This window comes from Allobosea sp. 05T422_2, from assembly GCF_056396265.1.
Genome location: NZ_JBFTLD010000247.1, coordinates 1 through 10,405, shown reverse-complemented (window position 1 = coordinate 10,405; position 10,405 = coordinate 1). Strand labels below are relative to the sequence as shown.

Below are 10,405 nucleotides of genomic sequence, written 5' to 3'. Positions count from 1 at the left end.
GTCCAGACCGCATCGAGGAAGTAGAAACGGATAATCTCCGGCAGGCTCGTGACGACGATATAGGCACAGACCAGCGTCAGAATCGTGTTGACGGGTCCGGAGAAGAGGTTGGCCCGGACCCAGGCAAGCGGGCCTGCCACGGATAGCGGAGCTGCTTCCTGCGGCAAGGTTTCGCGACGGATGAAGAAGGCGGAGTTCTCGGTGGTTGCATCGGTCATCGGGGCGCCCTCACCGTTCCACCAGCGCCATGCGCTTGTTGTAGATATTCATGAACAGCGAGGTGACGAGAGAGATCGTCAAATAAACCGCCATGGTGATGGCGACGACCTCGACCGCCTGCCCCGTCTGGTTCAGCACCGTGCCGGTGAAGACCTGGACGAGATCGGGATAGCCGATGGCGACCGCCAGCKAAGAATTCTTCGTCAGATTCAGGTAGTTCGAGGTCAGCGGCGGAATGATCACGCGCATCGCCTGCGGGATCACGACGAGCTTCAGCGTCGGCCCAGGCCGCAGGCCGAGCGCATGGGCTGCTTCCGACTGTCCCTTGGAGACGGCGAGAATACCCGCGCGCACGACTTCGGCGATGAAGCCCGCGGTATAAGTGGTGAGGCCGATCAGCAAGGCCACGAATTCCGGGAAGATCTGGATGCCGCCGCGCAGGTTGAAACCGGCGAGCTCGGGATAGATGAAGGTGATCGGCCGGCCCATCAGCAGATAGACGAAGAAGGGCAGCACAACGACGAGGCCGAGAGCGACCCAGCCGATCGGATACTGCTTGCCGGTTGCCGTCTGCTGCTTGCGGGCCCAGTAACGGAAGGTGATCGCCGCCACGATCCCGAGCAGGAAGGTCAGGACGATCAGGCTGCCGCCAGGCTCGAGTTGCGGATCGGGCAGATAGAGGCCGCGGTTATTCAGCAGGATGCCGGCCGGAAGCGCGATCGACTGGCGTGGGTTCGGCAGCGGCTTGAGCACTGCGTTGTACCAGAAGAACAGCTGCAGCAGCAGCGGCAGGTTCCGGATGACCTCGACATAGACCATGGCGATCTTGGCGAGGATCCAGTTGCTGGACAGGCGCGCCACACCGACGAAGAAGCCGAGGAAGGTCGCCAGCACGATACCGATCGAGGCGACGAGCAAGGTGTTCAGCAGGCCGACCCAGAAGGCCTGGCCATAGGTCGAGCCCGAGGCGCTGAACGGGATCAGCTTCTGGTTKACGTCGAAGCCGGCGGCATTGTGCCAGAAGCCGAAGCCCGAGGCGATCTTCTGCGCCCGGAGGTTCTCGATGGCATTGGAGGCGGCCGAGTAGATGAGGAACCCGACGACGGCCAAGAGGGCAAGCTGATAGACATAGCCTCGAATCTTCGGATCGTAGAGCAGTGAGGCCTTGCCCGGTTGGACCGGCTCCGTCGGTATGGTCGTCACGTGTCACGCCCTTCTTGTTCTTGGGTGGCGGCCGGTGGTCCGGCAATGCCCGCATCGAGCATCGCCAGCCGTCTTTTTGTCCGTGCCGTTCGGCGGTAGCGAGCGCTGCGCGGCGGTCGCCGCGCAGCGCGAATATCAGCGGATCGGCGGCGCGTATTGCAGGCCGCCCTTGGTCCAGAGCGCGTTCTGGCCGCGAGCGATCTTCAACAGCGAGTTGGCGCCGACGTTCCGTTCGAAGGACTCACCGTAATTTCCGACGTGCTTGACGATGCGGACKACCCAGTCGTTGCTCAGGCCGACAGCCTCCCCGAATTTGCCCTCGGTGCCGAGCAGGCGCTTGATCTCCGGGTTCTCGGATTTCAGCATCTCATCGAGATTGGACTTGGTCACACCGAGTTCCTCGGCGTTCAGCATGGCGAAATGGGTCCATTTGACGATATCGAGCCAGGCGTCGTCGCCGTGGCGCACGACGGGACCGAGCGGTTCCTTGGAGATGATCTCCGGCAGGACGATATGGTCGGTCGGGACGCCGAGCTTCAGGCGCTCGGCATAGAGCCCGGACGCATCGGTCGTGAAGGCGTCGCAGCGACCCGATTCATAGGCCTTGATCGTCTCGTCGGCGCTCGCAAAGGCGACGACTTCGTATTTCAGTTTGTTGGCGCGGAAGAAGTCCGCGAGATTGAGTTCCGTCGTCGTGCCCTGCTGGGTGCAGACGGAGGCGCCCGCCAACTTCAGGGCTGAATCGATCCCGAGCTTCTTGCGGACCATGAAGCCCTGCCCGTCATAGTAGTTCACGCCAGCGAAGTTCAGGCCGAGCGACGTGTCGCGCGACATGGTCCAGGTCGTGTTGCGCGAGAGCAGGTCGACCTMGCCGGACTGCAGGGCAGTGAAGCGGTCCTTCGACGAAAGCGGGATGAATTTGACCTTGGCCGGGTCATTGAAGACCGCAGCCGAAATGGCGCGACAGAGATCGACGTCGAGGCCGCTCCAATTGCCCTGAGCATCGGGGATACCGAAACCCGCAAGGCCCGGGCCGACACCGCAGATCAATTGCCCCCGGCTCTTCACCTGAGCCAGCAGCCCCGTTTGGGCCTGCGCTCCGCCCGCGAAAGCAGCGGTTGCTGCAACGGCGAGCGCTGCACTGACAAACCTGTTCATTCTTATTTCCCCTGTTGCCGGAACGGGTTTTTCCCGTTCTCGAACCTTGCAAGTCTCGGACCAGATTTTTGGGCCCGACCGTACGTCCTTTCAGCGCGCCTCCGTCTTCGGCATCGGTCAATGAAGCGGAGGCAAGAATKCCCCCGCCTAGTCTTTTGTTCAACGCACCGGAGGAGCGTATTGCAGTCCGCCCTTGGTCCACAACGCATTCTTTCCGCGGGCGATTTTCAGGATCGATCCTGATCCGACATTCGCCTCAAAGGACTCGCCATAGTTGCCGACCTGCTTGACGATCCGATAGGCCCAATCCGGGCTGAGGCCGATCGCTTCTCCAAACTTGCCCTCGACACCGAGCAACCGCCGAACCTCCGGATTGGTCGATTTCAGCTGCTCATCGGCATTGGCTTTGGTGATACCGAGTTCCTCCGCATTGAGCATGGCGAAATGACTCCATTTCACCAGGTTGAACCATTGCGTGTCGCTGCTCCGAACGACCGGGCCCAATGGCTCCTTCGAGATGATCTCCGGAAGCACGATATGGTCATCCGGCGCCTCGAATTTCAGCCGTTGCGCATAGAGAGCCGAGGAATCGTCGCTGAAAGCGTCGCAGCGACCGGCCTCGTAGGCCTTGATCGTCTCATCCCCTGTGTTGAAGGCCACCACCTCGTACTTCATGTTGTTGATGCGAAAGAAATCCGCCAGATTCAGTTCGGTCGTGGTGCCCTGCTGGGTGCAGATCGAGGCGCCGCCCAGCTTCAGCGCCGAATCGACGCCGAGCTTCTTGCGGACCATGAAAGCCTGTCCGTCATAGTAGTTCACCGTCGAAAAGCTCAGGCCAAGCGCGGTATCCCGAGACATCGTCCAGGTGCTGGTCCGTGAAAGCAGGTCAACCTCGCCTGCCTGCAGGGCCGTGAACCGGTCCTTTGACGAGAGCGGCACGTATTTGACTTTGCTCGGATCGTTGAAGATCGCCGCGGCGATCGCCCGGCACAGATCGACGTCCAGGCCTGTCCATTTCCCCTGAGCGTCCGGGACACCGAAACCAGCCAAGCCCGGGCTGACGCCGCAATTCAGCTGCCCGCGGTTCTTGACCTGCGCCAAGGTGGTGGTTTGCGCCTGGGCGGCGCCCGCCGCGCAGAGCATGAGGCCTGTGGCTACAACCGCAGTTACGGTCCGTTTCATCTGTGTACTCCCAAGTTCCGAAGCAGGTTCGTCCCGCTCTCGATCATCTTGTCGGCTGGGAGCCAGATATTATGCCGTTTGTCGCAGGCTTCATGGCATGGACGGCGGTTTAGAGGGGGCCTCGGCTGATGCCGAGGCCCACATGTCTAGCTGCGTTCAGCGAACCGGCGGAGCGTATTGCAGGCCGCCCTTGGTCCAGAGACCGTTCTGGCCGCGGGCGATCTTGAGGAGCGAACCCTGGCCGACGTTCTTCTCGAAGGATTCGCCGTAATTGCCGACCTGCTTGACGATCCGGTAGGCCCAGTCGGGGGTCAGGCCGATGCCTTCGCCGAACTTGCCCTCGGTTCCGAGCAGACGCTTGATCTCCGGGTTGGAGGACTTCAGCATCTCGTCGACATTCGCCTTGGTCACGCCGAGCTCTTCCGCGTTCAGCATGGCGAAATGCACCCACTTCACCAGATTGAACCATTGGGCGTCGGTGTTGCGGGTTGCCGGTCCAAGCGGCTCCTTGGAGATGATCTCAGGCAGAACCATGTGATCATCGGGCGCAGTCAGCTTCAGGCGCTCGGCATAGAGGCCCGACGCATCCGTGGTGAACGCATCGCAGCGGCCAGCGTCATAGGCCTTGACCGTCTCGTCCGAGGAGGCGAAGGCGACGACTTCATACTTCAGGTTGTTGGCGCGGAAGAAGTCCGCGAGGTTGAGTTCGGTCGTGGTGCCCTGCTGGGTGCAGACCGACGCGCCGGAGAGCTGAAGAGCCGAGGTGACGCCGAGCTTCTTGCGGACCATGAAGCCCTGGCCGTCGTAATAGTTCACGCCGGTGAARAGCAGGCCGAGCGCGGTGTCGCGCGACATCGTCCAGGTCGAGTTGCGCACGAGCACATCGACTTCGCCGGACTGCAGGGCCGTGAAACGGTCCTTGGCAGACAGCGGAATGAACTTGACCTTTGTCGGGTCGTTGAAGATCGCCGACGAGATCGCGCGGCAGTAATCGACATCGAGGCCTTGCCAGTTGCCCTGAGCGTCCGGCACGCCGAAGCCAGCAAGACCGGTATTCGAGCCGCAGTTGAGGATGCCGCGGGACTTGACCTGCGCCAGCGTTGCGGGCGCCTGGGCCGTTGCCACCGTAGCGGTCATCGCGAGGCCCAGCCCCGCGATCGCAACTGCCATGAACTTTTCCATCGAACTCTCTCCCGTTGAGGTCTCCCGGCTGGCCGCAGCCAGCGGGCAGTCTTCAGTTGCGTCGCCAGTGGGAGTGCGCGCCCCACTTGTTGCCCATATATTGAGCGACGTTCCCCTGCGTCGATTGCCAGAGCAGCGCATGTGCGTCAAGCAAGGGACCCTTTCCTGGAACGCATCTATCCACCCCTTGCATCACATGCGACTTTCAAAATGTGGTCAAGCCTGACTGCCTCGATCGGGACCTCCCTCCAGCACCGGCTCCATGAAAAAACTGTCTCCATCTGCGTTCGCGCAGCTTCGCGAAAAGACCCGCCTCGCCCTTGCCGGCCGGGATCCCGCCGACAGCTACGGTTTCGTCAATCCGCCGATCGTGCGCGGCTCGACGGTAATCTACCCGAACATGGAGGATTTCCTGGCGCGCAAGGCCCGCTACACCTATGGCACGCAAGGGAATCCGACGATCGATGCGCTKATCGCGGCGCTCAACACCATGGAAGGCGGTGCGGGAACCGTCGTTTGCCCGTCAGGTCTGCTCGCCTGCACCCTGCCCATGCTCGCGACCCTGTCGTCCGGCGATCACTTCCTGGTCACTGACAGCGTCTATCGGCCGACGCGTCATTTCTGCGACAAGGTCCTGCCGCGCATGGGCGTCGAGGTCACCTATTACGACCCGGCGGCCGGCGCCGACATCGCAAAGCTGTTCAAACCGAATACCAGGGCGGTCTGGACCGAGGCTCCGGGCTCACAGACCTTCGAGATGCAGGACATTCCGGCCATCGTCGCGGCCGCCCATGCCAGCGACATCCTGGTGCTGATGGACAACACCTGGGCGACGCCGCTGTTCTTCGATTCGCATAAATACGGGGTCGATCTCTCGGTTCAGGCCGGCACGAAGTATTACGCCGGCCATTCCGACGTGCTGATCGGCACGATCTCGGCACGTACCCCCGAACTCTACAGGCAGTTGCGCGAGACCTGGGAACTGCTCGGCGTCATCATCGCGCCCGAGGATGCTTTCCTCACGCTGCGCGGCATCCGCACGATGCATATCCGCCTGAAGGAGCAGATGCCCGCCGGTATCGAGATGGCCAATTGGTTCGCCGCCCGTCCCGAGGTGGCGCGCGTGATGCACCCTGCCCTGCCGAACGATCCCGGCCACGATCTGTGGAAGCGCGATTTCACCGGCGCCTCCTCCCTGTTCGCGATCGAGTTGAAGCCGGTGGCGCAGAAGGCTGTCGGCGCGATGCTCGACGGACTTACCCTGTTCGGGATGGGGGCCTCCTGGGGCGGCTATGAAAGCCTTGCCCTCCCCTTCGACTGCAAGGGCTATCGCACGGCAACGGAGCCTGATTTCAAGGGGCCGACCATCCGCTTCCATATCGGACTGGAGGATCTCGAAGATCTCAAGGACGATCTTGATGCCGGCTTTGCCCGCCTCCGGGCAGCGGTGTGATTCCAAAGGCCGGAGCGGCGATGCGAGAGGCGATCATTTTCGCCTATCTCGATGAGCCGCMCTTCTGCTGGCCCGGCCCCGATGGCCGCGCGCTCGGCAGCGATGTCGAGTTGATGACCGAGACCTTGCGGGAGATCGGCATTGTCTCGGTCGAGATGCGCCTGACCAGCTTCTCCGAGTTGCTGCCAGGCCTTGTCGATGGGCGCTGGACCATCACCACGCCGCTCTTCGTCACGCCGGAGCGGAAGAGAAGCGTCGATTTCAGCCGGCCAGTCTGGGCGCTGAGCGACGGACTCCTCGTCAGGCACGGTGATGAAGATCGCTTCTGCAGTTACGAGGCGCTGGCGCAGGATGGAAGCGCCCGCCTCGTTGTGGTGGCCGACCAGGTCCAGGAGCAGTCGGGCCTCGCGGCCGGCATTCCGCGAAACCGCGTCTTGCGCGTCGCGACGCAGGAAGACGCCGTGCAGATGGTCAGGGATCGAGGTGCCGAGGCCTATGCCAGCGTCGCCATGGCGCATCGTGGCTTCCTCGGTCACACCCCCGATGCCTCCCTTGCCATCGTGCCCGTGGCCGCCGAAGCGAAGGACAGAGAACCCGCAAAGGGCGCCTTTGCCTTCGCCAGATCGCAGGCGGATCTGCGGACCCGGTTCGATCAGGCTCTCGACGGGCTGATCGGCAGCGATTGGCACCGCGCCATGATGGCGCGATACGGCTTCGCGGCCAGCGATTTCGAAGTCGGTTAGCTCAGCGGCTTTCCCGCAAGCCGCAATCCAGTGGTCAGGACGTGCTTTAGCCCGGACCGGCGTTGGTATCCTCGCCCCTCGCCCTGGCGCGCAGGACGAATTGCAGGTTGCGGCAATAGACGAACAGGCCGAAGCCCTGCCCGAGAATGAAGACCGGGTCACGGCGGTAAAGCGCATAGACCAGCAGCAGGGCTCCGCCGCCGATCGAGAACCACCAGAAGGTCATCGGCACGACCGACCGCTTGGCCTTCTCGCTCGCCAGCCATTGCACCACGAAGCGCATGGTGAAGAGCGCCTGCGCCACGACGCCAAGCAGAACCCACCAGTCGATATTGTTCACGAAGACGTCGTGAAAATATTCGCCGATCATTTGCTGGAGGTCGATCAGCATCAGAGCGTCTCCGGCACGATCTGCGGCACGCGCTTGCGACGGCGGATCAGCCACCAGACGCCGGCGAGATCAAGAATACCGACCCAGAGCCGGTCGAAGAAGCCATAATTGGAGACACCGGTCAGGCGCGGGCGATCGCGTACGTCGACATGCGTGACCTGGTAGCCCTCCCGCACCATCAGGGCCGGCATGAACCGGTGCAGCGCATCGAAATAGGGCAAGGCGAGATAGGCTTCACGGCGGAAGCATTTCAGCCCGCAGCCCGTGTCGCGGGTGCCGTCCTTGAGAATGCGGCCGCGGACGCCATTGGCAATGCGCGACTGCCATTTCTTGAAGCCGGTATMCTTGCGTCCGACACGCTGGCCCTGGACGAGCCCGGCCTGCAATCCGGCCTTGTGCAGGGCCTGCACCATCGCCGGGATGAAGGCCGGATCGTTCTGGCCGTCACCGTCGAGCGTCACCACGACCGGCGCCCGGGCGTGGCGGACACCGGTACGCACAGCCGCGCTCTGCCCGCAGGATTGTTCGTGGCGGATCGCACGCAGCCAGGGGCGCGTCGTGCCGAGCTCGCGCAGCGCGGCCGCCGTGCCATCGGTCGAGCCGTCATTGACATAGATCACCTCGAAGGCGCCGAGCGTTTGGCAGGCCGCCTCGATATCGGCCAGCAGCGGCCCGACATTGCCGACTTCGTTGCGAACGGGCACGACAACGCTGAGTTGCGGCAAGGTGATGGGTTGTGTCTCGGTCACGAAAGCTTCATCCGGGAAAACGGCGCGCAAACTGCGTCAAGCGCGCAAACAGGGCAAGCAGGTTTCACTGTCGCGCGAACACGGCCATCTCGAGCCGCTTGCCGCCATTGAGATTGAAGCCGGGAATCGAGGTGACGAGACGTGGCGTGATCCCGGCGGCGGCGACGCCGGCATGGAACTCCGCTTCGAAGCGTTTTTCGACGAGCGCGATCCGGCAGCCGGGCTCCTTCAGGAAGGCAGCGGCCGCCGCACCATTCGGCCCCATGGCAAGATCGGTCCCGGTCAGGAAGACGAGGCTCGGCTCGCGATAACCCACGGTCATCACTGCGGGATCGGCACAGCCGACCGCCCGGACGGCTTCCGCCAGACGGGGCGAGAGCTTGAGCGAACGCAGGCTCTCGATCGCAAAGCCGTAGACGCCGATCGAGAGCAGGAGGCTCGCCAGGACGCAGCGCCAGAGCGCACCCTCCAGGTCGCCCTGCCGGAACGCCATGACGACGCGCCAGGCCACGAACAGCGCCAGCGCGAAAACTGGAAGTGCGAGATAGGGTACGGTGCGATCCAGCGTCCAGTTGGCATAGATGATCACGCCGACAAGCGCCGTCGGGACCAGCAGGACCAGCGCGGCGGTCGCGGTCGCGCCACGCCGAAGGCGATCGATGCCGCCATTGACCATCGCCAGAAGCAGCAGCGTCGTGACCGCCGGATAGAGCGGCAGCACGTAATGCGGCAGCTTGGTCGGCACCGCCTCGAAGACGATCCAGGACGGCACGATCCAGGCCAGCAGGAAGATGATCTGCGGCTCGCGGCGACGCACCCAGGCAAAGGGGATCGCCATCGCGGCGAAAGCAGCCGCCGGCCAATAGGTGCCGAAGAAGATCAGCAGATAGAGCCCGGGCGGACCCCAGTGCTTCTCCTGGCCCTCCGCGACCTTGCCCAACATATCGTTGCCGACGCTGGCCGTGAAGAAACTGCCGCCGGTCTTCCAGGCGATCGCCACGAACCAGGGCAGCACGACGAGCAGGCAAAGCAGCAGCCCCCAGGACGGGCGCAACGATGAGAACCAACGCCAGGAGCGMTCGCGGATGCATAGCACGATCGTGGCGAGTCCCCAGACCATCGGCACGATCGGCCCCTTGATCAGCAGGGCAATCGCTGTCGCGCCCCAGAAAACCAGCCAGTTGCGGCGGTCCGGCACGAAGGCGAGCGAGCGGGTCCAATCCAGCCAGGCGCGCGCCAATGCMCCCATCGTCGCCACCGCGCAGGCTGCGAGCACCGCATCGGTCTTGGCGATCCGGGCTTCGACGCCGAGCAGCACAGCAGCGGCCATCAGAGCCCCGCCGAGCAGCGCCACGCCCGGGCTGAAGAAGGCGAGCAGCGCCCAATAGGTCAGCAGCACCGTGGCAACCGCGCCGATCAGCGACGGCACGCGATAGAGCCAGATCTGATGACGAGGGTCCTGGACACCCAGCGCCTCGCCGGCGGTCACAGCCGCGCTCTGCAGCCAATAGATTCCGACGGGCTTCTTGTGCCGCGCCTCCTGCTGGAAGCGGATATCGACGAAATCGCCGGTCTCGAGCATCTGTTTGCTCGCCTGGGCGAAGCGCGGTTCGTCGCGATCGAGCGGCTGGAGGCTCGTGAATCCCGGCAGGAAGGCTGCGAGGGAGAGCAGAAGCAGGAAGACGCAGGCGCGCCAATGGCTGGCCGATGCGAAAACGGAGATGCGGTCAAACACGGGCCGGAGCGAAAGCATTGTCCATCCTCGCGACCGGCCAGGTCGCGTTCATCGCAGGCATGAATGTCGCAAGGCCAGGTATCGACCCAGGGCGCCGCCGGCATGGCGGGGCTTTCGGGCGCGATCAAGGCAAAACGGCCCGCGTCCCGGCGACGCACGCCGTTTACGACGCCACCTCCCCTCCTGCAAGCCAAACGCAGGATATCCCTTGCGGGCGCCGCAACCGCGACGACGAGGCAGGAGGATTATCCGTGGCCAGGCTTCTCTGGCGCAGTCCTCGCGGCCTTCGTCCTTTTCGGCCGGATGATCTTCGACCTACGATGCGCAGGCGCCGTCGATTCCGGCGGCTCCGAAACTCGGGGGAGAAGGTTGGACCCTTCGGGCCAGCGT

At 63.5% G+C, this 10,405-nt stretch carries 9 protein-coding genes and 1 pseudogene; 2 read left to right on the top strand and 8 right to left on the bottom strand.

The genetic code is table 11. From position 1 onward, the window contains the following. From AC1DJT_RS29145 to AC1DJT_RS29125, 5 genes and pseudogenes are all read right to left on the bottom strand, one after another. A pseudogene (locus tag AC1DJT_RS29145) lies at window positions 1-218 on the bottom strand (amino acid ABC transporter permease); the annotation flags it as partial. A gap of 10 nt (window positions 219-228) precedes the next feature. Beyond that, the gene (locus AC1DJT_RS29140) at window positions 229-1,422 is read right to left on the bottom strand and encodes an amino acid ABC transporter permease (protein ID WP_476835411.1); all 1,194 of its coding nucleotides are present in this window, start codon (window positions 1,420-1,422) and stop codon (window positions 229-231) included. A 135-nt stretch (window positions 1,423-1,557) separates the two neighbouring features. Continuing rightward, window positions 1,558-2,580 (bottom strand): amino acid ABC transporter substrate-binding protein, encoded by a 1,023-nt coding sequence (locus AC1DJT_RS29135; protein WP_476835410.1) that lies wholly within the window; start codon window positions 2,578-2,580, stop codon window positions 1,558-1,560. Between the two features lie 159 nt (window positions 2,581-2,739). After that, entirely contained in the window at window positions 2,740-3,762 is a 1,023-nt protein-coding gene (locus AC1DJT_RS29130; RefSeq protein ID WP_476770740.1) for an amino acid ABC transporter substrate-binding protein, read from the bottom strand. A gap of 156 nt (window positions 3,763-3,918) precedes the next feature. After that, window positions 3,919-4,932 carry an amino acid ABC transporter substrate-binding protein gene (locus AC1DJT_RS29125; protein WP_441505479.1) on the bottom strand — a complete coding sequence of 338 codons (1,014 nt, stop codon included), beginning with the start codon at window positions 4,930-4,932 and terminating at the stop codon, window positions 3,919-3,921. Between the two features lie 274 nt (window positions 4,933-5,206). Between AC1DJT_RS29125 and metC the strand changes: the two genes are divergently transcribed. Beyond that, window positions 5,207-6,397, top strand: a complete 1,191-nt coding sequence (gene metC, locus AC1DJT_RS29120; protein WP_441505478.1) for a cystathionine beta-lyase — start codon at window positions 5,207-5,209, stop codon at window positions 6,395-6,397. 20 nt (window positions 6,398-6,417) lie between these two features. Then, window positions 6,418-7,140, top strand: coding sequence for a transporter substrate-binding domain-containing protein (locus AC1DJT_RS29115; RefSeq protein ID WP_476835409.1), 723 nt, complete (start codon window positions 6,418-6,420; stop codon window positions 7,138-7,140). Between the two features lie 46 nt (window positions 7,141-7,186). On the opposite strand, the gene AC1DJT_RS29110 is transcribed toward AC1DJT_RS29115, so the two are convergent. From AC1DJT_RS29110 to AC1DJT_RS29100, 3 genes are all read right to left on the bottom strand, one after another. After that, window positions 7,187-7,531, bottom strand: a complete 345-nt coding sequence (locus AC1DJT_RS29110) for a lipid-A-disaccharide synthase N-terminal domain-containing protein (protein WP_113519074.1) — start codon at window positions 7,529-7,531, stop codon at window positions 7,187-7,189. After that, window positions 7,531-8,280 (bottom strand): glycosyltransferase family 2 protein, encoded by a 750-nt coding sequence (locus AC1DJT_RS29105; protein WP_476835408.1) that lies wholly within the window; start codon window positions 8,278-8,280, stop codon window positions 7,531-7,533. The genes AC1DJT_RS29110 and AC1DJT_RS29105 overlap by 1 nt, the downstream gene beginning before the upstream one ends. Window positions 8,281-8,344: 64 nt before the next feature. Then, window positions 8,345-10,033: an ArnT family glycosyltransferase gene (locus AC1DJT_RS29100; RefSeq protein ID WP_476835407.1), complete on the bottom strand. Its 1,689-nt coding sequence runs from the start codon at window positions 10,031-10,033 to the stop codon at window positions 8,345-8,347. Window positions 10,034-10,405: the final 372 nt, after the last annotated feature.